Here is a 25,000-nt window from a genome sequence, read left to right as displayed (position 1 = left end):
ACACTCTCCTTCTTGCCGTTTGGATTTACGGCATTTTATCTTTCATTCTGTCAGCTACAGCTTCCGGCACAAATTGAGAAATATCTCCGCCAAAGGCTGCCACTTCTTTTACAGTTGTTGAGCTCAGATATGAATAATCCAGGCTGGTGGTGAGAAATAATGTCTCTATATCTGACTGCAGCTTCTGGTTCGTCTGAGCCATCTGCAGTTCGTATTCAAAGTCTGTGATCGCACGAAGTCCTCGAATGACAACTTTCGCATCCAACTCCTTTGCGAAATCGACAAGCAGTCCTTCAAAAGGAATAATTCTGACGTTCGGTAGATTACAAGTTACTTCTTCTAACATTTTAACACGTTCTTCTACAGAAAACAACGGCATTTTTGCTTTATTCCGCAGCACACCGATAATCAGTTCGTCCACAATATTACAGGCTCTTGTCATGATATCGAGGTGCCCGAAGGTAACCGGATCAAAACTACCGGGATAGATTGCTCTTAACATTGGTCTTCTCCTTTGCGCTGCACAAAAACATGTGCATTTGTTTTGTATTCTTTTCGTTTAATCAAAGAGAAACCAAGCCCCTCGAGATAGGAAAAATCCGTTTCAAGAGATGCTTCTACGATAATCAGTGCGTCGTAAGCAAGCAGTGAAGAATCAGCCAGATATTCGAGCATCTGCTTTTCCAACAGATGATTGTACGGCGGATCCATAAATACATAGTCAAATCTTTTCTTCCCTTCCAATTTTCGAAGTGCTCCTAGCGCATCACTTATAATCACTTCAGCCTGACCGGAAAGCTTCGTCCGTTCCAGGTTTTCCCTGATACACGCTGCCGCACGGGGGTTCTTCTCTACAAATACCGCTTTTTCTGCACCACGGCTCAGAGCTTCGATACCGATTGCACCGCTGCCTGCAAAAAGATCAAGAAAGGTGCAGTCGCAAAGCCCATGTGAAATCATATTGAAAAGAGTCTCCTTGATCCGGTCCGTAGTCGGACGGGTATCCATCCCTTCAATCGTCTTCAGTTGTATACGCCGTGCTTTCCCTGCTATCACTCTCATCGTATCTTCTCCCTGTTAAATTTCCCGTTTATTATAATCTCTCACACAAAAGCTGTCAAACTATTTATCCATATGTACTTTTAATTGTGCAAACGGAATTTCAATACCGTTCTCATCCAGGGTCAGTTTGATCGTTTCCAGCAGTCGCCATCGCGTCGGCCAGTATTTTTCCGTCTTCACGAATGCACGCACTCCTAATACGACAGAACTCTCTCCCAGATCATGTACGAATACAATGTGTTCCCTTTCTTTATCAACATCTTCGTCCTTATCCAGAATGTCGTAAAGGAGCGCTTTCGCTTTACGCAAGTCAGAATCATAGGAAATGTCTACCCGTAGATCCAGTTTGAGATATTCTTTGTCGGAAAAATTGGTCAGACTGGTATTTGCAAGTGTACCGTTCGGAATGACGATCGTTTTATTGTCCACCGTTGAAAGCTTTGTATAAAAAATCTGTATTTCCTTCACCGTTCCTTCGTTGCCGTGACTGTCCTCCATAATATAATCCCCGACTACGAACGGTTTCAAAAGGAGAATCAGCATTCCGCCTGCAAGATTGGAGAGACTTCCCTGCAGTGCAAGGCTGACTGCCATACCACCGGAGGCAATAATAGCTGCTGTGGATGTGGATTCGATGCCCAGTTCATTAGCCAGATACAGAACCAGAAGAATATGGAGCCCGAATTTCAACAGGGAATCCACGAACTGGCATGCACCGGTATCAATATTACCGCGTTTCATGGAGCCACGGACGATCTTCCTTACCCAGCCAATCAGGCGATGCCCGATATAAAAGAAGACAAGGACCAGAAGCACACGGATCGCGAATGAAAGGACTTCCGGTCCTTTTGTCTCAAGTATTTTGTTAAATGTACTGATTTTTTCAACCGCTTCTTCTGCGTTTACTGTAAGATCCGTCGATTCGGCAAGAAATAAAACAGGATTACGTAACTGCATGCTATTGCTCCTCCTTTAATGCAAGAAATGCTGCCAGATTTCCTCGTTTTCCATTCGATGCACGGTGTGAAAACAGAAGATCCGGATTACAGCAGGTACAGAGATTCGTCACGGCCAGATGCTCCGGTAAAATGCCGGCCTGAAGAAGCACAATCTCATTTGCTTTCCATAGATTCAGCTGATATTTTCCGTTCTCCTTTCGATCATATAGATCATTCCAGTCTGCTTCATCAAATGCGTTCTGAAATTTCTGAATGACATCTTCACTTACTTCATAGCAATCCTGACAGATGGAAGGCCCGACTGCCGCAAGAATATCTTCCGGCCTGCAATCGAATTTGCTTCGCATGATATCTACGGTTACCTGACCCATCCTCGCGGCAGTTCCCCTCCACCCAGAATGACTGGATGCGATGACACGTTTGACCGGATCAACAAAAAGAAGCGGAACACAGTCTGCATAGAACGTTACAAGGCAGATGCCGGGGATATTGGTCACAAGGCCATCCACATTATCATAATCCCGCTCTCTCGTCACTCCTTTTCCGGCATCTGCTTCCGTCACAATCCGGACATTGGTAGTATGTGTCTGGCGTGAACAAACCATACGGGCAGGATCAACGCCAATTGCCTTTCCGATTCTGCGATAGTTTTCACGCACATTCTCCTCCGCGTCACCACGGGTATAGCTGAGATTCATTGTCGCGTAGATTCCTTTGCTTACACCACCAAGACGTGTAGAAATCCCGTGATTCACGATGTTCGTATTTTCAAAAAGCGGATACTGAAGGAAAGGAACCTGTTCGATTTCTTTTTCTTCAAATACCTTTCTGTTATCTTTATAATGTAATCCTATTTTCATTCTTACACTCCTGTAAAATCAAATGCATTTTTTACCCAAGTTATTTCCTGATCCGTAATTCCGATCACGTCAAATCTGCAGAATCGTTCTGTCTGATTCGTCTTTGTAAGATAATACAGTGCCGTTTTGGAAATCCGGCGCTGCTTTTCTGGATGCACCGCTTCAAGCGGAATCGCAGATTGGGAACCACTTCGGTATTTCACTTCACAGAATATCAAATCACATCCGTTTTCTGCGATGATATCAATCTCGCCGTTTCTGCAGCGAAAATTATACTGAAGGATCCGATAACCCTGCTTTTTCAGAAAATCTCCTGCAAGGAGTTCATAATCAGCTCCTGTTCTTCGTCTGTTTGAATGATGATTTCTGTGTCCCTTTTGTATGTTCATATCGCATCAGATCTGGTTTCCCGTAAGTACAACCTGTGTGTTCAGATAGCTGATCACGCCGCTCTCTTTCTAGCGGATCAGTCAAAAAAATTTTTAATGAATGTCTGTCGGTGGATCGGTGTCGGACCGAGACGTTTCAACACTTCGATATGTGCGGCGGATCCGTATCCTTTGTGATCCTTAAAACCATATTCCGGAAACACTTCATCGTATTGGATCATGAGCCGGTCCCTTGTGACCTTCGCAATGACGCTTGCTGCGGCTATGGAAAGGCTTTTTGCGTCCCCCTTGATGATCGGCACCTGTCTGATAGAAACTTCAGGTATGGTAACGGCGTCATTGAGCAGGACATCCGGTACGCAGTTCAGATTGTCGATTGCCTTACGCATTGCTTCATAAGTTGCCTGAAGAATATTAATCTCATCGATTCTTGCCGGGCTTGCCATACCGACACCGACCGAAATCGCTTTCTCCATGATCTCATCGTAAAGACATTCTCTTCTCTTAGCAGAAAGCTGTTTGGAATCGTTCAGATATAGGATGCGGCAATCTTTCGGAAGAATCACCGCACCGGCAACGACCGGACCTGCCAGTGGTCCTCTTCCGGCTTCGTCGATACCGCATACTATGCCGTAGCTGCTGTATTCCTTCTCATAACAGCACATCGCCTCCAGGCGATCCTGTTCTTTTTTACATTTCTCATCCTGTTTCCTGTATTTCGCAATCAGGCGAATGACTCCGGCGCGGTCATCATCAGCATAACGCAAATAAAGCGCATTTCGGTCCCCCGTAGTCTGTTTGAATTCTTCTTCAATTTCTCTGATGCTTTTCTTATCCATGATTTACCACTCCGATTTTGTTGAACGGATAGATCCGAACCCATGCACGCCCTATGAGCTGGTCTCGTTTTAAGACACCGACGCTTGGTTCCCGGCTGTCGCTGCTGTGATTTCTGTTATCTCCCAATACAAAATACTCATCTTCACCCAACGTAATCGGCTCCGCCGCAATTCCGGCATTTACCATCGGCTCGGCTCCGAAATGTTCGTCCAGCTGTTCACCGTTGATATATACGGCTCCGTCCTTCACCTGGACAGTTTCGCCCGGGAGCCCGATGATGCGTTTGATATAATATGTATTTTCCGCGTACTGGTATGGGAATACGATTACTTCATACCGCTGCGGATCACGGAATCGGAAGGACAGCTTGTCTACGATCAGATTATCTCCATTGCTTAACGCCGGTTCCATGGAATGTCCGTCAACTTTGGTGCGCTGACCGACAAATGTAATAATCAGATATGTGATTACGATGACAAATAAAAAATAAAGGATCCAGCTGCCCAGTTCTTTCCAGAAACCGGAAGTTTTTTTAACAGTATCCGCTGCGTTAACGAGTTCCTGCTCTGTATTATGATTCATGTTCATACTCCTTTACAAATTCAAGCGTAAGCGGTCCGATCTTACCATTCCTGAAATCATCCAGAAGCATGGAAGCTGCTTTTTTCGTGTCAAGTTCATTCCCGCGAACCAGACAATGACGGCTTTCTGCAATTTGTTCCAGCATCTGATAATTATCTTCCACTTCATCTACCGCATATTTTTCAGCTAATCTTCCGGGATATTCTTTCTTCATGAATCCGCAAAGTTCAGCTGCCAGTTCTTCAATATTCATGATTTCATCTTTAATGGAGCCAATTAAAGCCAGTCGGAGACCTACTGTCTGGTCTTCAAATTTCGGCCAGAGGATTCCCGGTGTGTCGAGAAGCTCGACGTTTTTGTTCAGGCGTATCCACTGTTTTCCCTTTGTGACTCCCGGTTTGTTTCCGGTTTTGGCGCAGGCCTTTCCGGCAAGAGAATTAATAAATGTAGATTTTCCGACGTTCGGAATTCCGACAACCATAGCTCTAACCGGACGGTTTAAAATTCCTCGTTTCCGGTCCCGCTCGATCTTTTCACGGCACGCTTCCTGAATCACATTCTGAATGCTTTTCATTCCGCCGCCTTTTCTCGAATTTACTTTTACAACTGAATATCCTTTTCCTTTAAAATATGCTACCCATTCATCTGTGCATCTGTCATCTGCAAGATCACTTTTATTTAGAAGGATCAGTCTGGCACGGCCTCGTCCCAGTTCGTCAATATCCGGATTCCGGCTGCTCATGGGGATTCTTGCATCCACAAGTTCGATTACCAGATCGATCAATTTGATATTCTCCTGCATCATCCTTCTTGCCTTTGTCATATGTCCAGGATACCATTGAAAATTCATACTTCATCCTCACTTCTTTCTATTCTATCCATCCAAAACGCTTCCCGGGGGTTATGATAAACCATGCCTTTCCCTCGATTTCAGAACGTTTCACATTACCGATTTCAGGCATTCTGCTGTCTGTACTGCTCTCGCGGTTGTCTCCCAGTACGAAGAATTCATCTCCTGCAAGCGTGATTTCTTCAGACGCAAGCCCGGCATCGACAATTGCACTGGTTTCATATTCCTCTTCCAGCTCTTTCCCATTAACGAATATCTTTCCTTCTTCGATTTTCACCGTCTCACCGGGAAGTGCAATGATTCGCTTAATGTATGAATGAAGCATTTCATTCCCGTTCGGTTTGAATACGATCACATCTCCTCTTTTGGGTGTACTTGCGTCGTAGAGAATGCGATTTACCAGAACGATATCCCCGTTCTTAATGATCGGACTCATGGAATCCCCGATGTTGCTGACTCGCTGTCCGAAATACCACACAAATACAAACGCCATAAAACATACGATGATGATCTGCAGAAGCCATTTCAAAGCTCCCGGAACCCATTCAAAACTGGCCCGCCTTTTCGTCTCTTTCCCGAATTGCAAATCTCTGTGCATAGTTCTCCCCTTTTGTAAATATCAGAAATCCTATTCTATAGTGTGAAAAAGGGACAAGTACCCATTTGTATTTGTCCCTCTAAAGCATTTACTATTTTACTAACTCTTTTACTTTTGCTCTCTTACCTACACGATCTCTTAAGTAGTTCAGTTTTGCACGTCTTACTTTACCTTTACGAACAACTTCTACTTTTTCTACGTTTGGTGAGTGCAGCGGCCATGTCTTCTCAACACCGATTCCGTTAGAATTCTTTCTTACTGTAAATGTTTCTCTTGCTCCGCCGCCCTGTCTTTTTAAAACAGTTCCTTCAAAAACCTGAATTCTTTCACGGTTTCCTTCTTTGATTTTACCGTATACTTTTACAGTATCACCAACTCTGAATTCCGGAGCATCTGCTTTTAACTGTGCTGCTTCAATGTTTTTAATAATTTCGTTCATATGTGTGACCTCCTTCATATTTTGACGTTCATAAATACGTAATTCGTACCAGAGGACCATCTCTTTCTTCTCACAACATGCTACATTTTACCACAACACAGCAAAGGATGCAAGGGTTTTTTGTGAAATCATAGTGCATTCAACACATTTTTCGGGTCATCACAAATAACCAGGTCTGCGTATCTGTCTTTCAGATGTGGTTCCTTATGAACGACGATAAGTCGGCTTCCGTCAAAGTATTTTACATAATTATGAAATACTTCAGAATCCAGTGTAGTTCCAAGAATCAGAAGAACATCTGCCTTTTCAAGCTCTGTAGCTGTTCTGGCAATCAATTGTCCGTCCAGCATATCTCCGAAAAGCGATACCATGGGCCGGATCACGGATCCACAGCTCTCACATCGAGGAACTTTGACGGTATTTTTTATATAATCGACCGAATAACTTCTTCCGCAGTGCGGGCATTTGTTATCGTAAATATTTCCGTGCAGATTGACGACATTTCTGCATCCTGCACGCACTGACAGGTTGTAAATATTGCTCGTTACAATACAGTCGATCATTCCGGCTCTTTCAAGTTCTGCCAGTTTTCTCGGAGAATCTCCCGGCTCAATATCCAGGAGCACTTCATTCCTGTAAAATTCAAAAAATTTATCAGGTCTTGTGCTGTAATACCCATCAGAAAAAATGTATTCCGGTGACACACCATATCGGGTTTCGATATCATAAGCTCTCTCCGGCTTTTTGAGCATCATGTACCCTTCCTCTTCCAGAATACCGGAACCGCAGAGTGCTACCGTGTATTTACTTTCTTTTAATGCACGTTTCAGACTCTCTATTTTCTGTTCCATCATATAGAGTCCCCCTTTCCAGACACAAAGAATTATACCTGAAAATATTATACCATATGATACTGTTTACAGCCAAGTAGATTATTTATTCGTTTATTTTCTTTTTATCACGTATTTCTCTGGCAATTTTCCACTCATCTTCTGTTAAGAGTGCATGTTTCAGAAGATCCGGTCTCCATTTGGCAGTTCGGATTACGGATTGTTCTCTGCGCCATTTTTCTACGTTTGCATGATGACCGGAAAGGAGGATCGGAGGTACCTGCTTGTCGTGCCATACTTCCGGTCTGGAATACTGCGGATATTCCAGGAGATGATCCTGAAAGCTTTCAAATTCTGCTGACACATCATTGTGAAGGACTCCCGGAATCAGTCTGGATATGGCATCCACCATCATCATAGCGGGGAGCTCGCCTCCGGTCAGAACATAATCGCCTGCCGATACATAATCTGTTACGATCTCTTCCAGAACTCGTTCATCAATTCCTTCATAATGGCCACAGAGAAGGATCAGTTCTTCCTCTTTGGAAAATTCTTCTGCCATGGACTGGTTGAACGGTCTGCCCTGGGGTGATAGATAGACAACGCGCGGTTTCTTGTCATCGGAAGCCCCGATTTCACCGCAGATTGCCTTATAAGTCTGAAAAACCGGTTCTGCCTGCATCAACATTCCCGCACCGCCACCGTAAGGATAATCATCGACACTGTTGTGTTTGTTAAACGCATAATCCCGGATATTCCAGGCTTCAATCTGGAGAATTCCTTTCTCGGCTGCACGTCCGATGATGCTCGTATTCAGACCATTTAATACCATATCCGGAAATAAAGTCATAATGTGAAATCTCATACGTTTTTCTCCTGTCCTATGAAATCAATCCGTCCATCAGATGAATCGTCATTTTATTTTCTTCGGTATTCACATCCAGAATGCAGTCTTTAATCGCAGGGATCAGCACTTCTCCGTGTTCTTTGGTGTCGATCACATACACATCATTGGCGCCCGTCTCCAAGATATCTGTAAGCGTTCCGAAAAATTTTCCCCCATCTGTATATACATCCATTTCCAGAATATCAGCCATAAAGTATTCGTCATCTTCCAGTTCTACAGCGTCTTCTCTTGACACCAGAAGGGGCATCTTTCGATATTTTTCTATATCATTTATATTATCGATTCCTTTAAATTTAAGGATTACGAATTGTTTGAAATATTTTACACCTTCGATTGCGAGTTTCCGGTATTCTTTACCGGTATCCAGAACGACTTCTTTCAAGTCTTCAAAGCGTGACGGATCGTCGGTTGTCGGAAACACCTTTACTTCTCCGCGTATACCATGGGTCGAGGTGATGACGCCTACTTGTAAATATTCATTTTGCTGCATCGTTTTCTCCCTTGCTTTCATGTTGATTACGAAAAGAAAACGCAGATAAAACCTTACCTGCGTTCATTTTCTTACGGTTATTATTGCATAATTTCAACTACAACTTTTTTGTCTTCTTTTGCCGCAGCTGCTTTAACAACGGAACGGATTGCTTTTGCAATACGGCCTTGCTTACCGATTACCTTGCCCATATCATTGTCGGATACATGCACTTCGATAACGGTTGTCTTGCCTTCCTGTTTCTCGGTAACTACAACGCCTTCCGGATTGTCCACAAGTGCTTTCGTAATTACTTCTACTAAATTTTTCATCACTCGCACCTCCGCGAAGCAGCCTATTTCTCAATACCTGCTGCTTTAAAAATCTTTCCAACTACTTCTGTAGGCTGAGCACCGTTGTTTAACCATTTCTTAGCTGCTTCTTCATCTACCTTGAATACGCTCGGATCCTGATTCGGATCATAAGTTCCGATTTCTTCGATGAACTTTCCGTCTCTTGGAGATCTTGCATCAGCTACAACGATTCTATAGAAAGGAGCCTTCTTCTGTCCCATTCTTTTTAATCTGATTTTTACTGCCATTTTATGTCACCTCCTGAATTATTTTCTAATATTGTGTATATAAACGCACAAGGCGTATATATCTTCTGATAACGGCTAGAACGGCATTCTGAATTTGCCTCGTTTTCCGCCTTTTCCTCCCATCATTCCCGGGAACTGTTTCATCATTTTGCGCATCTGGTCAAACTGCTTGACTGTGCGATTTACTTCGGCAATGTCCACACCTGCTCCGGCTGCAATTCTTCGCTTTCTGGAAGGATTCAAAAGATCCGGGTTGCTTCTCTCTGCAGGAGTCATAGAGTAAATGATTGCCTCCACACGGGCCATTTTACGCTCCGCTTCGTCGGAATCGATATCCGGCATCTTTCCTTTGCCGCCCATCGCTCCCAGTCCCGGAAGCATGCTCATTACATTTCCGAAACCGCCCATCTTACGCATCTGTTTCATACTTTCCAGATAATCATCAAAATCGAACTGTGCCTTCTTGAGCTTCTCGGTCATCTTCTTGGCCTGGTCTTCATCGATTTCCTGACCTGCCTTTTCAATCAGGCTTAGCACATCGCCCATACCGAGTATACGTGATGCCATTCGATCCGGGTAAAACTGTTCCAGATCTGAAAGTTTCTCACCCATGCCGACATAGAGAATCGGACATCCGGTCACGGCTTTAATAGAAAGCGCCGCACCGCCACGGGTATCACCGTCGAGCTTCGTAACGATCACACCGTCGATCCCGATCTGTTTATTGAACTGATCCGCTACATTGACGGCATCCTGACCGGTCATCGCATCCACAACCAGAATACTCTGATGCACTTCCACGGTTTTCTTGATTTCCTGAAGCTCCGCCATCATATCTTCGTCTACATGAAGACGTCCGGCTGTATCCAGAATGATCAGATTGTTGCCGTTCTTCGCTGCATGTTCCAACGCAGCCTTGGCAATGTTCGCAGGTTTCTGATTCTCGCCCATGGAAAAAACTTCCACGCCTTGCTTTTCCCCGTTGATCTGCAGCTGCTTGATCGCAGCAGGACGATAAACATCGCATGCGACCAGAAGTGGTTTCTTGCCCTTGAGTTTGAACTTACCGGCGAGCTTTGCCGCCGTTGTCGTCTTACCAGCACCCTGAAGACCTGCCATCATAATGACTGTCTTCGCGCTGCCCGGCTGGAGCTTGATCTCGGTTGTCTCGGATCCCATCAGATTTACCAGTTCTTCATTTACGATCTTGATCACCATCTGCCCCGGGTTCAGGCCATTCATCACGTCCTGTCCTACTGCACGTTCCTGAACATCTTTCACGAATTTCTTTACCACTTTGAAATTCACATCCGCCTCAAGGAGCGCCATCTTCACTTCTCTGAGTGCGGTCTTGACATCGTCTTCCGTAAGACGACCTTTGCTTCTCAGGTTCTTGAATACATTTTGAAGTTTTTCAGTTAAGCTGTCAAATGCCATATCATAACTCCTCTATAATCTCGCCTGAGAGCTTTCTGACTTTCTGTATCAGTTCAGCCTCATTCTGATCCTCGTAATCTTCCAGTAATAAATTGATCTCATGAACTTTCTGTTTGATAAACATGAACTTCTCCACAAGATGCAGCTTTTCTTCATAACCTTCCAGTGTCTTGTTACAACGCTTGATCATATCATGCACACCCTGGCGGCTGATCCCTGCATCCTTCGCAATCTCACTCAGCGAATAATCTTCCAGAACAACCTGTTCATAGATCTCCTTTTGGTGATCCGTCAGAAGTTCACCGTAAAAATCATATAATAATGTTTGCTTCAGAATTTCATCCATCACTTATCACCTCGGATATCATATAATATTTCCGTTTTGGTGTCAAGTGTTTTTTCTTGACAATCTAAAATTTTTTTACGTAAGTAATTTGGTTATATTGATCTGCCCGTGTCCTTGTCTGTTTTCCGGAAGTCCCAGATCATCACAGCTGTCCCAAAGACGCAATTTCACTTCAGTGTTCTTCATGTCCGGATATTTTTCCAGAAGAAGCGCAACACTTCCGGAAACAACCGGAGTTGCCATGGAAGTACCGCTTTTTTTGAGATAAGGCATTCGACTGTACACCGGATAGCGGTAATTGCAGGAATAGATCCCGTTTCCGGGTGCTGTGATATCCGGTTTTTTGACACATTCTTCGGTTGGTCCACAGCCGGAATAAAGGAGAGCCTGCTGAGGAACTTCATTAGAAAATGACTGTCCCAGGCAAGAACCAACCGTAATTACTTTGCGGCTGATTCCGGGAAGGGTGATACTGCAGGTGTCCGGCCCCAGATTTCCGGCTGCGGTGACAACAACCAATCCTGCGTCCCATAACCGATCTACCCAGGACACTAGTTCTGCTTCATCTGCATTTCCCGGATGCGGTGCTGTTCCGATGGAAATGTTGACGATCCTTATTCGATACCGGTTTCGTTCTTTTAAGATATATTGGATACCTCCAATCACATGAGCGATTCTTCCGTCTCCTTTACTGTTCAACACTTTCACTGCCATGATTCCGGATTCCGGCGCGATTCCCGATATGGTCTTACGGCTGCTCCGCCCATCTCCGGACAGGATTCCGGATACATGTGTGCCGTGTCCATTATCATCGTACGGCTTTTCTCTATTATGAACCATATCTTTCCAGGCAATCATATGATCCTTCAGGTCAGGATGAGGTGCAATACCGGTATCCAGGATTGCGATATTGATCCCTTTCCCGGTCAGGTTTCCTGAAATTGTATCTTGACACCAGTAATGTACATTTCTTTTCAGGTTATACATACATCGATTTCCTCGAGTCATTCTTTCTTTAATATAGAATATTCAAACACGTCAAAAAATGTTTGTTTTCTTCGAAACACTGGCAAGCCTTGATACATATGATAAAGTGTAAAGAAACCTGTTGGAGGGTATAAACATGAGTGACTTAAGTGCAACAAACTGCGGCTGTGGCTGCGAAAATTCAGCTTCTACGTTCGGATGTAACAGAGGTGGAATCTCTTCCTGCCTTCTGATCATCATTCTTCTCTTCTGCTGCGGCGGATGCGGATTCGGAAGCGGACGTTCAGATGACTGCGGAAACAACAGTTGTCTTTGGATCATCTTGATTCTTCTTTTCTGCTGTAACGGAAACAACAACTGGGACTGTGGCTGCGGATGCTAGACTAAGATAAAACTATAAGGGATGCCTTAATATGGCATCCCTTATATTACGTGTACTCATTTTGTTAAGTTTCTTACATTCTTTTGCTTTTTTGGATTTTCTTCTCTTTTTTGTTGTTCTTTTTCTCGTCTCTTTCTTTCCTTTTGCCTCAAACACTCTTCATCTATTTCATAAATGGAATTGCCATCAATCATGATTTTGGAATACATATTATTCTGTCCTTTCTTTCTTTAGTATCAGTATATGCTGAATTACTATGATGCTCTTTTCACAAGAAATACTTCTATTTTATTGTAACTATACATAATCTCTCTCCATATATTCGTAAAATCGCCGACGAATCGGCTTATCTTTTTTTAAGAGGTTCTGAAAAGCTACTTTTTATCATATATATTGATAACGTTGTATCCGGGGAGTGAATATGGAAAAAAAGCCGCCTCTTAAAATGACACCATTTGACTTGATGGTCACAACAGAGTTGCTGCAGACCATGAAGCTTATGATTCCCTATCTTCCGCCGGATTTACAGCGTATGGCTGGTATTTATGCCAAACTCAGTGAACTACAGAATGCCATTTACTATTTCCAACCTCCTTATTATGATAGCCGCAGAAGGCGGCTGCGGCAAAAAAAGCTGGATATCCATACTCTTATGGATGATCTAAGACCTTATCTGACCAAGGAGGCCTGTGAAATGTTTGATAATATGGAACAGGCAGTGGAAATGATGCAGATGATGCAGTCTGTAAATATGGAAGAAATGATGCAGTCTTCCGGAATGTCAGACATGGCAGATATGATGGGAATGATGAATGCGTTCCAGGCAGAAAGGAAGGATTCAAATGGACGAATGGATGAACGATCCTGCAATGAAGAAACTCGATCCGGTGAAACTGGAACTGATCAAAGCTGCAGTGATGCAGACTCAGGGAAAAAGCGGGAAAGCGCTGGTTCCGGTGATGATGACACTCATAACAGGAGCGAATAAAAAGGGCATCCGGTTCACGCAGGAGGAAATCGCATTGATACTTGATCTCCTAAAAGAAGGAAAGTCACAAGAGGAGAGAATGCAGATCGACCGGATGGTTCAGATGATTCAGATGATGCAGAAAAACGGGGGGCCTCCGGAAAGGCACTAAAAAAAGGTCCAGTGGACCTTTTTTTATGCATGACAATTAAAACCCTTCCTGACGCCGAAAGATCCGCATCTCTCTGCGTTTTTTCGCGCTCTCCCATTCCATTTGCTCAGACGGACTCTCAATGAGCAAACCCGGGACCTCGGTTGGCTGATCATTTTTATCCAGAGCAACGATCGTGAGGTATGCACGGTTGATCGGATGTCTTGTTCCGTCAATGTCTTCTCTATAAGTATCTACACGTACTTCCATGGATGTCCGTCCTGCAAATGTTATTTTACCAATAAGAACCAGTACGTCGTTCTGATACGCACTCATGATAAAATTCAGATTATCCACAGAAGCTGTGGTTACCCCGGTATGAGAATGACGCTTTGCAACAAGGCAGGCAACCTCGTCAATCCACTGCATCAGGACACCACCGAACAGCCTCCCTACAGAATTCAGATGCTGTGGGCGCACAATATGGATCGTTTCTACGATAGAATCTGAGATTTTCTTATTCGTCATCTTTCCGATCCCCGTCTTCCATTTCTTCTCCCAGGTATTCCAGCATATCAGGAAGCATTTCTCTCATCAACGTATAACCATGTTCATAGAAAGCAGCCAGTTTATCCTGATCCTTTTCAAGACGTGATACCGGCTTCATCTGAGGCCGAAGGACAAAAATATCTCCTTTTTCTTCCAGTTTATCAATATATTCCATCGTCTGGTTATAGCGTTTGGCTCTGAGGATGCAGGTCCGTACCACTTCCGGATATTTGCTGTACATCTTTTTGTAGACACGTGCGAGGCCCTTAGATACCGGCTTTTTACGATATCCTTTCGGCCGTGTCAAGATCAGAACATTCTTCTTTATCCCCTGTTTCTGCATATGGAGGATCGGTACAGAGTCCGCAAGACCTCCGTCTAAATATGGAACTCCGTCCAGTGTGACAATCGGACAAACAAGTGGCATACTGCTGCTGGCCCGGCATAATTTCATCAGTCTTTCATGATCACTTTCTTCGGTCCTGTATTCTGCTTTTCCTGTAACACAATTTGTTATTACGATCTCACATTTTATATCGGATTCGAAAAAAGTATCGAAATCAAACGGTATCAGTTCATTCGGAAATTTATTGAAGATCATATCCATATCCAGGACACTCCTCTCCTTTACGAATCCCTTCAGTCCATAGTAAAAATTGTAATCTTTTCCCTGGTGGATCATACAGTCCCTCGTTCGTCCGATCTGTTTTGACACATAATCGACCGCATTGCAGGAACCCGCAGAGACACCAACCACATTCGAAAAATATAGATCCTGTTCCATCAGGTAATCCAGTGCTCCGGATGTAAATACTCCTCTCGTCGCGCCGCCTTCTAATACTAATCCTGCCTGAATCAAGAAATCGCCCCTTTCAAATTATACTAAATTCATTTGATCAATGACTATGATACCATACTTTTTTTCTTTCGAAAAGCCACAATCGTCATTGCTGAAAGAAGAAGCATCGCGCCGAATACTCCCGCGTGATTCTCATCACCTGTTTTAGGGCTGGCAGCGGAAGCCTGGGTATCCGTCTTTTCCTTTTCGGACGGATTTGCAGAAGGATTCTTTGCCTTGCATACGGTACAGATACCGTCTTTATATGTATGAGACGTCTTCGAAATCGGTTCTCCGCTTTCGATTAACTCGCCACAATTCTTACAGTACACATCTCCGGTATATCCTTCTTCTGTGCAGCTTGCATCTTTTTGATCCCGTATTTCAGTATCGGTATGCTGACATTTCTCTGCCGGAATCATAGCCTGGTTAGAAAGAGTCTTGGCAATGGCTTCTTCATCCTGCTCAAAGAAGGATACCAGTGCCTCGTCACATGCACGGAACTGACCGGTTTCTTCGGCAGTTGCCAATGAGTCATAATAATTGGATGCGGAGGCATAATTATTCGTTGCAACCGTATAAAGCTTTTCAAGATCCAGCGGTTCACCCTGAACTTTGGCACTTACGACTCTGCTGCCTGCCGGTTGTGACAGATCATACTCCACGGTTACACCGCCAAACTGAAGATAACTCCCGCTGGATGACGGCCATGCACTGTCATCTCCTCTTTCGTATGCCTCAATACACTGAACCTGGATGTCAAGTGAAGTCTCAAACACGTCAAGAAGCTGCGCACCTATGAGCTTCTTTGTTACAATATAGTTTCCATAAGGGCTGACACCGATGATATCCCCATAAGTTACATCACCGGCTTTTATGGAAGCTCGGATACCGCCTGCATTTTCAAAAGCTACATCGGCTCCGGTCTCCAGCAGATAAGCATCTGCCACGACTCTTCCCAGATTCGTTTCTCCGATTCTCAGATTGTACCAGTCTCCGTCCAGATATTCCGGTGTCTGTCCCACTACCGTGTTGAGGATTTCTTCCTGTTCATCGTTGATCTCATTCAATAGGGCTGTCATTTCCGGATCCCTCGCATAGGTTTCAGCATCTTCCTCATTGAGGACGGTGTGTGTCAGCTCAAATCCGCTGAATTCGTTATTTTCATCGGTAAAGCATTCCAGTTCGATAAGACTGACGTTTTGCAGGTAGTAACCACTCTCGATCACATATGCAGTTCCTCCGTCCGGTGTTGTCACGGTCTCGTCCAGATTGATATGTTCATGTCCGCAAAGCATTTCAATGTCAGCCATTTCCGCCAGCTCTTTCAACCTGTCTTTTCCGTAGCTCCAATCATGATTGCCCGCTGTCATCAGATCGTATCCCAGTGCTTTTGTAATTTTCGCTATGGATTCGCCTTTTGACAGCGTTGCGATCGGCTGTCCGTGAAAAAGATCTCCCGAATCGATCACGGTGCTCATTGCGGCATCTGAAGTCCAGCTGTCAATAATCGTCTTAAGGCGTTCTACACCGATTCCTTCACTTGAGTCGGTCACTCGTGCATGAATGTCATTCGTGTGTACAATCTTGATGATGATGTTATCATCCGGATCCGGAGTGATCGTTCCGGGATGATCGGTACCCGGATCTTCTTTCCCCGGATCCACAGGATCTTCCTCTATGAGTTCATTTACACTTACCCGGTTCCACAGAACATCATAGTCATTATTAAATAATATCAGGCCATATACATAGAAATAATCGCTGTAAACGACACCGTCCGCATAATAGACTTTGGTATCCGATAACTTTTTGGATGCTGTCAAAGACCAGGTGTCCGATGTCTTTTCCCAACCAAAATCGTCACACATAGTAGTGCCAGTAGTCTCTTTTTCATCGTTTCCTCCTTATTCTCAGGCCGAATATAACTGTTTATGACCATTCTGAAGCATTTTTATTGACTGTTTCCTGCCGGTCCCCGATAATACAGGCCAAGCATTGTGATATCGTCAAACTGAGGTGCATCTCCGACAAACGAATCAATATCTGCTTTCACAGCAGGAAGCTGCTCTTCTGGTATTGCATGAGGATTTATGTTCAGTGCGGCCAGCATCCGTTCTGTTCCGTAAAGCTCCTGATTCGCATTGGTCGCTTCGACCACACCATCCGTATATACATACAGGCCGTCGCCCTGTTTAAGCTGAAGCTCATACTCACGGTATCTGGCACCTTCCATTCCGGCCAGAACAAAACCATGTTTATCTTTCACGAGTTCATAACATCCTCCGGCATGGCGGATTGCCGGATATTCATGGCCTGCATTTGCACAGACAATCTTTCCTGTGGAAATCTGCAGAATTCCAATCCATACTGTAACGAACATTTCTGCATCATTATTTTCACAGAGCTGGTTGTTCACCTTTTCCAGAATTTCTTTTGGTGAAGCGCCGGTCTGTGCACTATTCTTCAGCAAAGTCTTGGCAATGACCATGAAAAGTGCTGCCGGAACTCCTTTGCCGGACACATCAGCAATGACAAGAGCAAGATGGTCCTCATCCACAAGGAAGAAATCATAAAAATCTCCCCCGACTTCTTTTGCCGGCTGCATCGTGGCATAGACATCAAATTCAGGGCGATCCGGGAACGCAGGGAAAATGCATGGAAGCATGCTCGCCTGAATCTGGGTAGCCACACTCAGTTCTGCACCGATCCGTTCCTTTTCAGCTGTAACTTTGGCAAGATTATCTATATAGATTTCCAGTTCTTCAAGCATATAATTGAATGAGTGACCGAGATCTTCGATTTCATCCCCGGTCTTCATTTCAATATGTTGCCTGTTAAACTCTCCGGATTCTATGACCTTTTTGGTAAATAGAGCGAGTTTACTTACCGGCTTTGTAATACTGTTGCGTACAAATACGACGTAAAGCATGATTACAACAACGATATTCAGAAAAGCGATCAGCAGCATCTTATAAAGGAAAGAATTCAGTTCCCCACGTACCTTCTGCATATCAAGGATATATTGGATCTCCGCAATCGCATTTCCATTCTCATCCAGAACCGGAGAAACGGAAGTATAGTTGTATCCATAAGAGTTATCTGTTATGACCGGTGTGTCTGTTCCCTTATTCTCTGAATAGAGATCCCAGATCAGTTCATATTTCTCCAGGTCCTTTTCATCCTGAGCTGCATCCGTATACAGAATATCGGAACCATATGGAATCTGATTTGCCGGATCATCTCCCATTTCTTTCACCATTGCATCTATGTAAAATGTCACGCTGTCCTCATCCGGAACCACCAGAGACAAATAAGTAATCTCACCGTCTTCCTTTAACTGATTGAAAAGCGCTTCCGTTTCTCGATATGCTTCTGTCTCATCGCCGTTTTCACCGATTATATCCCGGACATCATCCACTGAAAGCATCGTAGCAATACTTTCACTTCCTACCGTCACCTGTTTCGCATACATTTCTTCTAATGATTTTTTTGACGTTTCATAGCTGAAAAAAGAGATCGTTACAGTTAAGACGGCTCCCATTGCCCCAAGGGATAGTATAAATTTAGGCAACAGCTTCATTTTCATAGTGCATCCTCCTTTGTGAGTGGTTTATAGTATACCGCCGCGTCGCATTTGCATCGTCCTGCGCAATACGGGCAGATTAAATCCGGAAGATCATACCAGACTTTATGCGCATCGCTGAGATAGCAGAAATCCAGTTTTTCAAGTGATGCGCGAAGCGGGACTCTTTTCCCGATCTTCCAGCATACAATAAATGCAGTATCTGCCATGAGCTCTGCAAGATTTTTGAGGCTGAACTCCAATAAAGAAACAGAGAGTCCTTTCCCGCGGAAAGAATCCGCGACACCAATTGACTGAATGTTTCCGATTACCCCTTCCTTATTTGAACAAACTGCTGCGATTTGATCCTCCGGCAGTCTGGCACGTGTCGATAATTCCTTTATGACAGTGGTAAAAAAATAAATATATCCCGCCGCTTTCCCGTCTGACGTAAGAAGAAGATAAAAAAAATGATTTTTACGTTGAATTGCAGAAGCAAGTTCTTTCCTTGGATATAGGTTTACACCCACGCACCGGTCACAGAGCGTGACAGCCATATCCAAATCTTCTTCCTGTAGCTCTTTTAAATAGAATCGTTCTTTTTCCGGTCCCTTTCCGACTAAAATATTTTCCATCTACTACCTCCTGGTACAAGATACGATCAGAAGTCCCATGGAAATCTTTGCATTTTTCTGACAAACAGATTGTTTTAAAGTCTCATAATGAAGATCCATCCATGTTTTCCATTCTTTATATTGGGGATTCTCCGGGTTTTGCTCGCATAAAATATCCAGATCCTGCGGGAGATAGGAAAAAAAGGTTTCAAAAATATCCTGTTTTTTAGCAAGTTCTTCCGGTTTACAGGAGATTGCTTCCTGTTCTATAATTATATCTTGGTACCCGCTTGATGCAAGCAGCTTTGGAAGATCATATCCACAGGTTCTGTTTCCGGCCAGCGGATCACTGGATAGAATTTCCAGAAACGTTCCCAACAGATCCTCTTCATCCGGAACAAGCCTGGATGTGCGGTCACTTGGTTCGACAATGACCACCCTCCCATCCTCGGCAAGAAATTGCTGAAGGATAACAAGTAGCTTTTGGGGATTGGCAAGATGCATCAGTACGAAAGAAAGATAGATCACATCAAATGCCTCAATCTTTCTGGTTTTCATTACATCAGTGAGGATCTGTGCAAAATCACGTTCTTCCACATCGCACCGGCAAAAAGTAAAATGATCATTCCCATGAAGGCAAACTGCCCTTGCAGCCAGATCTTCGAGATATTCAAGTCCGATTACCTGTACACCGGGAAAATCCGAAAACAGGTTTACTGTTTTGTGACCATCATTGCAGCCGATATCCAGAATCCGGACATCGGATTTACCGGAAAGAATCCGTCGCAAAACCGGAAGCTCATACTCTCTGAGCAGTCTGTTCTGTACGGTTAGTCTGTGCAGTTCCTGGTCATCCTGAAATACAAAATTACAATTCACAATTCCATTCTCCAAATCATATTATTAAGTATAAATAGTTAAAAATAAGTTTTCGCTGATAATAATAGTATTTTGCTTTTTTTGTGATCAGTTTTAATACACCATTATCAATCTCATCCCCGCTGGAATCAAAAGGGTTATATGTATGGACATTATCCCGTATACGAATGATATATTCGTCTTCGTTCTCCAGCAGCTTAATGGCAACATAACGTTTTTCACCTTTTTCCCTGAGTCCGAACTTAATGATGTTGAGTAGAAGTTCTTCGGCAATAAAATGAATAAAAAACGATTGTTTCGGGCTGATTTCCCATTCCTCACAAACGGAATCCAGATCTGAAGAAATGTGTTCCACACTCTCGGCATGGATTGGATAAATATTTTCAAAGACATGTCCCACTACATGATATTTTTCGGTTATATAAGGATAAGAACTTTGATATTTATGTACGATTGCAACAAAAAGCGTGCCGATTCCTTCCACCAACACATAAGTAAGAGCAAGTCCTTTGATCTGCCATCTGGCAATCAACAGACTTCCAATAATCAGCATCAGAAGAAAATTGCGCAATGTGGACATGGCACCTGCCAGCTTCGCCCGTCCGATTGCCTGCCAGAAGGCTGTTGCTACCATATTGATCCCTGTGAAAATAATGCTGAATGCAAATATCCGGATTGCCGATTCTGCATATGGCACCGCCGCCAGATCCAGGCCGAAAAAGCCGGCCAAATTTTTCGCAAACAGGATACAGATTATTCCGAAAATTCCTCCCGCGATCACAGCTGCTTTCATACCCTGACGCAGGATCGCAATCATGCTTTCGCTGTCCCGCTCGCCTGCAAAAATAGAGGTCACGACTGCCAGCGCATTACCGGCCCCGTCAAATACTGCGAACGGTGCCATGCTGATGGTATAGATCACTCCGAATACCGCTACCTGCAAAACGCCTTGTTCCTTGCCATATAATAATAGAAGCATATTAAAAACAAGCATGATAAGTCCCTGGAAAATATATGCCGACCCCACACCAAATCCGTTAACAACAAAATTGCGGAGTTCCTTCATTCTCGGAGTAACAAGTCCCAACCGGAGCAAGGACTGCTTTTTCAAGAAATGGGACATCAGTACGATAAGACCAAGTCCTTCTGCAATACATAAAGAAGAAGATGCTCCTATAATTCCCCGGTTCAGCACCTTCATAAACAGAATATCCAAGGTCAGATTCGTCAAGATCACGACTGCGGAAGCTGATGCTGCAAGTTTCGGGTCACCGTCTGTCCGCACGGAAACAGAAAGAATATGATACATGATAAAAACCGGTGCAGAACAAAATACCACAATCAAATATTGTTCGGCGAGAGAATACAACTCTCCTCCTGCCCCCAAAAACCCCAACAGCTCCTTTCGAAGGAGAACTGCAGGAATCAGACAGCAGATACTGATGCCAAGCCCAATTGCAAGTACAGAATGAAAAGCCCGGTTTGCTTTTTCAACATTGGAGGAACCAAGCAGGCGCCCTATGTATACGTTGGCACCCACTCCAAGTGTCAGCCCAAACAATGCGTATGCCAGAAAGACCGGAGTAGAAAGATTTGTCACGGCGAGCCCCTGGCTTCCGACCAGATTTCCGACCAGAAGTGCATCAACGAAGGTCGATATCGTCATTCCAAGTGAAGAGCAGATCCCCCATAAAAGGAAATTCCAGTATGCACTTTTCGCAAATTTCAGATCTACCATTTCTTTGGAGTATGTCATAATATTCATTTCCTCCGAACGTTTACTTTTTCTATAATCTTATCATATTGGTTTAGAAATGGAAACGTTTTTTTGCAACAAAAGAAAGTCATTTTCCTCTTTCACGGTATATGAACAATCTGCATGAATTAACTTGCGTTATTCATCAAGGCATGTTACGATTATGCGTGGACTACCTAAAATCAGATATTTTTATATGAAGGAGATTAAACTTTATGATAAGCACAAGTAATGTAACGCTCCGTGTCGGGAAAAAGGCATTGTTTGAAGATGTAAATATTAAATTTACGGAAGGAAACTGCTATGGCCTGATTGGAGCGAACGGAGCCGGAAAGTCAACCTTTTTGAAAATTCTTTCCGGACAGCTTGAACCGACTTCCGGGGAAGTAATCATTTCACCGGGGGATCGTCTGTCATTCCTGCAGCAGGACCACTTTAAATATGACCAGTATCCGGTTCTGGACACAGTCATTATGGGAAATGCGCGCCTTTATGAGATCATGAAGGAAAAGGAAGTCATCTATGCAAAAGAAGATTTTACCGATGAAGACGGAATCAAAGCAAGCGAGCTGGAGGCCGAATTTGCCACGCTGAACGGGTGGGAGGCAGAATCCGATGCAGCTACACTTCTGAATGGACTTGGTATTGAGACAGAGCTTCATTATACTTTGATGAAGGATTTGACCGGTGCACAGAAGGTCAAAGTACTTCTTGCGCAAGCCCTGTTCGGATCACCGGATATTCTGCTTCTGGACGAGCCGACCAACCATTTGGACCTGGATGCGATCGCATGGCTGGAAGAATTCCTGATCAACTTTGATAATACTGTGATTGTTGTATCCCACGACCGTTATTTCCTGAATAAAGTCTGTACACAGATTGCAGACATTGATTATGGAAAGATTCAGCTTTATGCCGGAAACTATGATTTCTGGTATGAATCCAGTCAGCTTTTGATTCGTCAGATGAAAGAAGCGAACAAGAAAAAGGAAGAAAAAATCAAAGAATTACAGGAATTCATTTCCCGATTCAGCGCCAACGCTTCCAAATCCCGTCAGGCGACTTCCAGAAAGCGCGCGTTGGAGAAGATTCAGCTTGAAGAGATCCGCCCTTCCAGCCGCAAATATCCTTATATCGATTTCAAGCCAAATCGTGAGATCGGAAATGAAGTGCTTACAGTCGACGGAATTTCCAAGACAATTGACGGTGTGAAAATTCTGGACAATATTTCTTTCACACTCAATCATGACGATAAAGTCGCATTTGTCGGTGGAAATGAATTTGCTAAAACGGTACTCTTCCAGATCCTGATCGGAGAAATGGAACCGGATGAGGGAACCTATAAATGGGGTGTTACCACTTCGCAGGCGTATTTCCCGAAAGACAGCGGGAAAGAATTCGACAACGATGACACTATCGTGGAATGGCTGACACAGTATTCCGAAGTCAAGGATGTGACCTATGTACGCGGCTTCCTCGGAAGAATGCTTTTTGCCGGTGAAGACGGTGTCAAGAAAGTTAAAGTGCTCTCCGGAGGCGAGAAAGTGCGCTGTCTGCTCTCGAAAATGATGATTTCCGGTGCGAATGTCCTGATTCTGGACGAGCCGACTGACCACCTGGATATGGAAGCAATTACCGCACTCAACAACGGAATGAAAAAATTCCCGGGAGTACTGCTCTTCGCTTCCCGTGACCACCAGATCGTTGAGACTACCGCAAACCGTATTATGGAAATTATGCCGGGAGGTAAGATGATCGATAAGATCACGACTTATGATGAATACCTTGCAAGCGATGAGATGGCGAGAAAACGTCAGACTTATACGGCTTCGGGGGATGATGAAGATTAGAGGGGATTTGGACTAAGGGACGCCCCGCCCACCTGTCCCGTCTATACCTGGACACGCTTTCGCTCGGGAAAAAACGCAGCGGTACTATGATGCCAGGACGCCGCATTTTGTGCGGCTTCTGCCATCAAGTGCCGGCGTTTTTTACGGTCCTGGCATAGATGGGACAGATGGGCGGGGCTGACTAGTTCAAAGACGGGAGTATGATAGCTGAAATACCATTCAATATAACGGAGTAATACGGATTTTTATTTTGTGTGATTGTATTCTCTCCTTTTTCGGCTGGTAAGTTTGATTCCTTCATTGATGACAGCAATCAGGCAAACGGCAAATAATTCGTGTATCGGTATTTTCTGGCTGGCAGATGTCGATTCAAATACTCGGTGCAGCACAACAGTATGATCAATGGTCTCACGCCGTTTATCTGGGTGTTTGAATGGAATTTCTTTGTCCATACTATTCTACCTCAGTTTCCCCAAAATACAGAGATCATAAATACTCCCATCCTTCACAACGGCCTGTTTCATCGTGCCTTCCATTGCAAATCCATTTTTCTCAAGGACTTTTTTGGATGCATTGTTTGGATTATATACCAGCCCGGTGATCCGCAAAATATCAAGCTCATCAAAAGCAATTTGACATATTTGCCGGACTGCCTCTGTCATAATTCCTTTTGACCAGTATTCCGTCAGTAGAAAATATCCAATTTCCGCATCTTTGCAGAAAACGTCATCTTTCCTTTCAACCGAAATGTTTCCAACGATTTTATCATCCACAGAAATGGAACGAAAAATACCATTTGAACCTTCGTTTTCTTCCACCATACCCAGCCACCATTTTGCATTATCTTCCGTATATGGGAAAGGCAACCGGTTTGAAAGATACGTTCTGCTTACTGCATTACAAATAGATACCAGATCATCTGAATCCTCGATAGACCATTTTTTCAATTCCAGCTTCATCATACGCTCTTCCTCCAAATTGAGTAAATATTTTCCTACCATTATGCTCTTTTCGATCTGCTTTTTCAATATTCATTTTACATATCAATCACTTTTGCCGCAATTTTATTCCGAAACCGAGCATCATGTTCCACAATAAGCATAGTCGGACGAAATGTATCAAACGTCGATTATCTTCTCATCTTTTCACCTTTCTCTTTCAAATTCTCTCAAATTAATTGTAATTATACACTCCGTCTCTACAGATTACAATACTAATATAGCATCTCGAAAATAACTGGACGTTATACTAGAAGTAATAAAGCCTCCGTCATAATCCCTATACCGATCACAA

Annotated in this window: 32 protein-coding genes; 4 read left to right on the top strand and 28 right to left on the bottom strand. The window is 43.8% G+C overall.

Annotated elements, in window-relative coordinates:
• Positions 1-25: 25 nt before the first annotated feature.
• From coaD to ACTNBF_RS03875, 18 genes are all read right to left on the bottom strand, one after another.
• Positions 26-502 (bottom strand): pantetheine-phosphate adenylyltransferase, encoded by a 477-nt coding sequence (gene coaD, locus ACTNBF_RS03960; protein WP_427806583.1) that lies wholly within the window; start codon positions 500-502, stop codon positions 26-28.
• A complete protein-coding gene (gene rsmD, locus ACTNBF_RS03955; protein ID WP_427806582.1) occupies positions 496-1,062 on the bottom strand; it encodes a 16S rRNA (guanine(966)-N(2))-methyltransferase RsmD in 567 nt (188 codons plus the stop codon). Before rsmD ends, coaD begins: the two co-directional genes overlap by 7 nt.
• 60 nt (positions 1,063-1,122) lie before the next feature.
• Positions 1,123-2,019, bottom strand: a complete 897-nt coding sequence (locus ACTNBF_RS03950) for a mechanosensitive ion channel family protein (protein ID WP_427820524.1) — start codon at positions 2,017-2,019, stop codon at positions 1,123-1,125.
• Position 2,020: 1 nt separating this feature from the next.
• Positions 2,021-2,881 carry a peptidoglycan editing factor PgeF gene (pgeF, locus tag ACTNBF_RS03945; RefSeq protein WP_441017070.1) on the bottom strand — a complete coding sequence of 287 codons (861 nt, stop codon included), beginning with the start codon at positions 2,879-2,881 and terminating at the stop codon, positions 2,021-2,023.
• A gap of 2 nt (positions 2,882-2,883) precedes the next feature.
• The gene (locus ACTNBF_RS03940) at positions 2,884-3,270 is read right to left on the bottom strand and encodes a YraN family protein (protein WP_441088799.1); all 387 of its coding nucleotides are present in this window, start codon (positions 3,268-3,270) and stop codon (positions 2,884-2,886) included.
• A gap of 77 nt (positions 3,271-3,347) precedes the next feature.
• Positions 3,348-4,109 (bottom strand): ribonuclease HII, encoded by a 762-nt coding sequence (locus ACTNBF_RS03935; RefSeq protein ID WP_427820522.1) that lies wholly within the window; start codon positions 4,107-4,109, stop codon positions 3,348-3,350.
• The gene (lepB, locus tag ACTNBF_RS03930) at positions 4,102-4,692 is read right to left on the bottom strand and encodes a signal peptidase I (RefSeq protein WP_441088798.1); all 591 of its coding nucleotides are present in this window, start codon (positions 4,690-4,692) and stop codon (positions 4,102-4,104) included. Before lepB (ACTNBF_RS03930) ends, ACTNBF_RS03935 begins: the two co-directional genes overlap by 8 nt.
• Positions 4,682-5,542 (bottom strand): ribosome biogenesis GTPase YlqF, encoded by an 861-nt coding sequence (gene ylqF / locus ACTNBF_RS03925; RefSeq protein WP_427806576.1) that lies wholly within the window; start codon positions 5,540-5,542, stop codon positions 4,682-4,684. Before ylqF ends, lepB (ACTNBF_RS03930) begins: the two co-directional genes overlap by 11 nt.
• Positions 5,543-5,561: 19 nt before the next feature.
• Positions 5,562-6,140, bottom strand: a complete 579-nt coding sequence (gene lepB, locus ACTNBF_RS03920; protein ID WP_427820520.1) for a signal peptidase I — start codon at positions 6,138-6,140, stop codon at positions 5,562-5,564.
• Between the two features lie 91 nt (positions 6,141-6,231).
• Entirely contained in the window at positions 6,232-6,579 is a 348-nt protein-coding gene (gene rplS / locus ACTNBF_RS03915; RefSeq protein ID WP_427806574.1) for a 50S ribosomal protein L19, read from the bottom strand.
• Positions 6,580-6,707: 128 nt separating this feature from the next.
• The gene (locus ACTNBF_RS03910) at positions 6,708-7,430 is read right to left on the bottom strand and encodes an SIR2 family NAD-dependent protein deacylase (protein WP_427820537.1); all 723 of its coding nucleotides are present in this window, start codon (positions 7,428-7,430) and stop codon (positions 6,708-6,710) included.
• An 85-nt stretch (positions 7,431-7,515) separates the two neighbouring features.
• On the bottom strand, positions 7,516-8,274 hold the full coding sequence (gene trmD, locus ACTNBF_RS03905) for a tRNA (guanosine(37)-N1)-methyltransferase TrmD (RefSeq protein ID WP_427806573.1): 759 nt from the start codon (positions 8,272-8,274) through the stop codon (positions 7,516-7,518).
• A 16-nt stretch (positions 8,275-8,290) separates the two neighbouring features.
• Positions 8,291-8,806 (bottom strand): ribosome maturation factor RimM, encoded by a 516-nt coding sequence (gene rimM, locus ACTNBF_RS03900; protein WP_441088797.1) that lies wholly within the window; start codon positions 8,804-8,806, stop codon positions 8,291-8,293.
• An 80-nt stretch (positions 8,807-8,886) separates the two neighbouring features.
• Entirely contained in the window at positions 8,887-9,117 is a 231-nt protein-coding gene (locus tag ACTNBF_RS03895) for a KH domain-containing protein (RefSeq protein WP_427806571.1), read from the bottom strand.
• Between the two features lie 23 nt (positions 9,118-9,140).
• The gene (rpsP, locus tag ACTNBF_RS03890) at positions 9,141-9,386 is read right to left on the bottom strand and encodes a 30S ribosomal protein S16 (protein WP_427806570.1); all 246 of its coding nucleotides are present in this window, start codon (positions 9,384-9,386) and stop codon (positions 9,141-9,143) included.
• A gap of 75 nt (positions 9,387-9,461) precedes the next feature.
• Positions 9,462-10,823, bottom strand: a complete 1,362-nt coding sequence (gene ffh / locus ACTNBF_RS03885) for a signal recognition particle protein (RefSeq protein ID WP_427806569.1) — start codon at positions 10,821-10,823, stop codon at positions 9,462-9,464.
• A 1-nt stretch (position 10,824) separates the two neighbouring features.
• Positions 10,825-11,169, bottom strand: coding sequence for a YlxM family DNA-binding protein (gene ylxM / locus ACTNBF_RS03880; RefSeq protein ID WP_427806568.1), 345 nt, complete (start codon positions 11,167-11,169; stop codon positions 10,825-10,827).
• 75 nt (positions 11,170-11,244) lie between these two features.
• Positions 11,245-12,156 carry a S8 family peptidase gene (locus tag ACTNBF_RS03875; protein ID WP_441017061.1) on the bottom strand — a complete coding sequence of 304 codons (912 nt, stop codon included), beginning with the start codon at positions 12,154-12,156 and terminating at the stop codon, positions 11,245-11,247.
• A 136-nt stretch (positions 12,157-12,292) separates the two neighbouring features.
• On the opposite strand from ACTNBF_RS03875, the gene ACTNBF_RS03870 reads away from it, so the two are divergent.
• Positions 12,293-12,538, top strand: coding sequence for a chorion class high-cysteine HCB protein 13 (locus ACTNBF_RS03870; RefSeq protein WP_427806566.1), 246 nt, complete (start codon positions 12,293-12,295; stop codon positions 12,536-12,538).
• Between the two features lie 56 nt (positions 12,539-12,594).
• On the opposite strand, the gene ACTNBF_RS03865 is transcribed toward ACTNBF_RS03870, so the two are convergent.
• On the bottom strand, positions 12,595-12,732 hold the full coding sequence (locus ACTNBF_RS03865) for a hypothetical protein (protein ID WP_441017058.1): 138 nt from the start codon (positions 12,730-12,732) through the stop codon (positions 12,595-12,597).
• Between the two features lie 227 nt (positions 12,733-12,959).
• On the opposite strand from ACTNBF_RS03865, the gene ACTNBF_RS03860 reads away from it, so the two are divergent.
• Complete coding sequence (locus ACTNBF_RS03860) at positions 12,960-13,526, top strand: hypothetical protein (protein WP_427806618.1); 567 nt, start codon at positions 12,960-12,962, stop codon at positions 13,524-13,526.
• The gene (locus tag ACTNBF_RS03855) at positions 13,408-13,677 is read left to right on the top strand and encodes a hypothetical protein (RefSeq protein WP_427806564.1); all 270 of its coding nucleotides are present in this window, start codon (positions 13,408-13,410) and stop codon (positions 13,675-13,677) included. Before ACTNBF_RS03860 ends, ACTNBF_RS03855 begins: the two co-directional genes overlap by 119 nt.
• A gap of 36 nt (positions 13,678-13,713) precedes the next feature.
• Here ACTNBF_RS03855 and ACTNBF_RS03850 read toward each other — a convergent pair whose 3' ends face one another.
• From ACTNBF_RS03850 to ACTNBF_RS03820, 7 genes are all read right to left on the bottom strand, one after another.
• The gene (locus ACTNBF_RS03850; RefSeq protein WP_427820515.1) at positions 13,714-14,184 is read right to left on the bottom strand and encodes an acyl-CoA thioesterase; all 471 of its coding nucleotides are present in this window, start codon (positions 14,182-14,184) and stop codon (positions 13,714-13,716) included.
• Positions 14,174-15,064 (bottom strand): patatin-like phospholipase family protein, encoded by an 891-nt coding sequence (locus ACTNBF_RS03845; RefSeq protein ID WP_441088796.1) that lies wholly within the window; start codon positions 15,062-15,064, stop codon positions 14,174-14,176. The genes ACTNBF_RS03850 and ACTNBF_RS03845 overlap by 11 nt, the downstream gene beginning before the upstream one ends.
• 44 nt (positions 15,065-15,108) lie before the next feature.
• Positions 15,109-16,914: a bifunctional metallophosphatase/5'-nucleotidase gene (locus ACTNBF_RS03840; RefSeq protein ID WP_441088795.1), complete on the bottom strand. Its 1,806-nt coding sequence runs from the start codon at positions 16,912-16,914 to the stop codon at positions 15,109-15,111.
• 83 nt (positions 16,915-16,997) lie between these two features.
• Positions 16,998-18,632, bottom strand: coding sequence for a SpoIIE family protein phosphatase (locus ACTNBF_RS03835; protein ID WP_441088794.1), 1,635 nt, complete (start codon positions 18,630-18,632; stop codon positions 16,998-17,000).
• Positions 18,629-19,243, bottom strand: a complete 615-nt coding sequence (locus tag ACTNBF_RS03830) for a hypothetical protein (RefSeq protein WP_441088793.1) — start codon at positions 19,241-19,243, stop codon at positions 18,629-18,631. Before ACTNBF_RS03830 ends, ACTNBF_RS03835 begins: the two co-directional genes overlap by 4 nt.
• Before the next feature lie 3 nt (positions 19,244-19,246).
• Positions 19,247-20,101, bottom strand: a complete 855-nt coding sequence (locus tag ACTNBF_RS03825) for a class I SAM-dependent methyltransferase (protein WP_427806556.1) — start codon at positions 20,099-20,101, stop codon at positions 19,247-19,249.
• A gap of 16 nt (positions 20,102-20,117) precedes the next feature.
• Positions 20,118-21,866 carry an MATE family efflux transporter gene (locus ACTNBF_RS03820; RefSeq protein WP_441088792.1) on the bottom strand — a complete coding sequence of 583 codons (1,749 nt, stop codon included), beginning with the start codon at positions 21,864-21,866 and terminating at the stop codon, positions 20,118-20,120.
• 206 nt (positions 21,867-22,072) lie between these two features.
• On the opposite strand from ACTNBF_RS03820, the gene ACTNBF_RS03815 reads away from it, so the two are divergent.
• Positions 22,073-23,707 carry an ABC-F family ATP-binding cassette domain-containing protein gene (locus ACTNBF_RS03815; protein WP_427806554.1) on the top strand — a complete coding sequence of 545 codons (1,635 nt, stop codon included), beginning with the start codon at positions 22,073-22,075 and terminating at the stop codon, positions 23,705-23,707.
• A gap of 245 nt (positions 23,708-23,952) precedes the next feature.
• On the opposite strand, the gene ACTNBF_RS03810 is transcribed toward ACTNBF_RS03815, so the two are convergent.
• Positions 23,953-24,159, bottom strand: a complete 207-nt coding sequence (locus ACTNBF_RS03810; protein ID WP_441088791.1) for a hypothetical protein — start codon at positions 24,157-24,159, stop codon at positions 23,953-23,955.
• Between the two features lie 6 nt (positions 24,160-24,165).
• Positions 24,166-24,669, bottom strand: a complete 504-nt coding sequence (locus ACTNBF_RS03805; protein ID WP_427819831.1) for a GNAT family N-acetyltransferase — start codon at positions 24,667-24,669, stop codon at positions 24,166-24,168.
• Positions 24,670-25,000 lie beyond the last annotated feature (331 nt).

The organism is Bariatricus sp. HCP28S3_A4 (genome assembly GCF_052066395.1).
Lineage (GTDB): Bacteria > Bacillota > Clostridia > Lachnospirales > Lachnospiraceae > Allocoprococcus.
The sequence above is the reverse complement of the archived record's forward strand: the minus strand, read 5'-3'. Positions and strand labels throughout refer to the sequence as shown.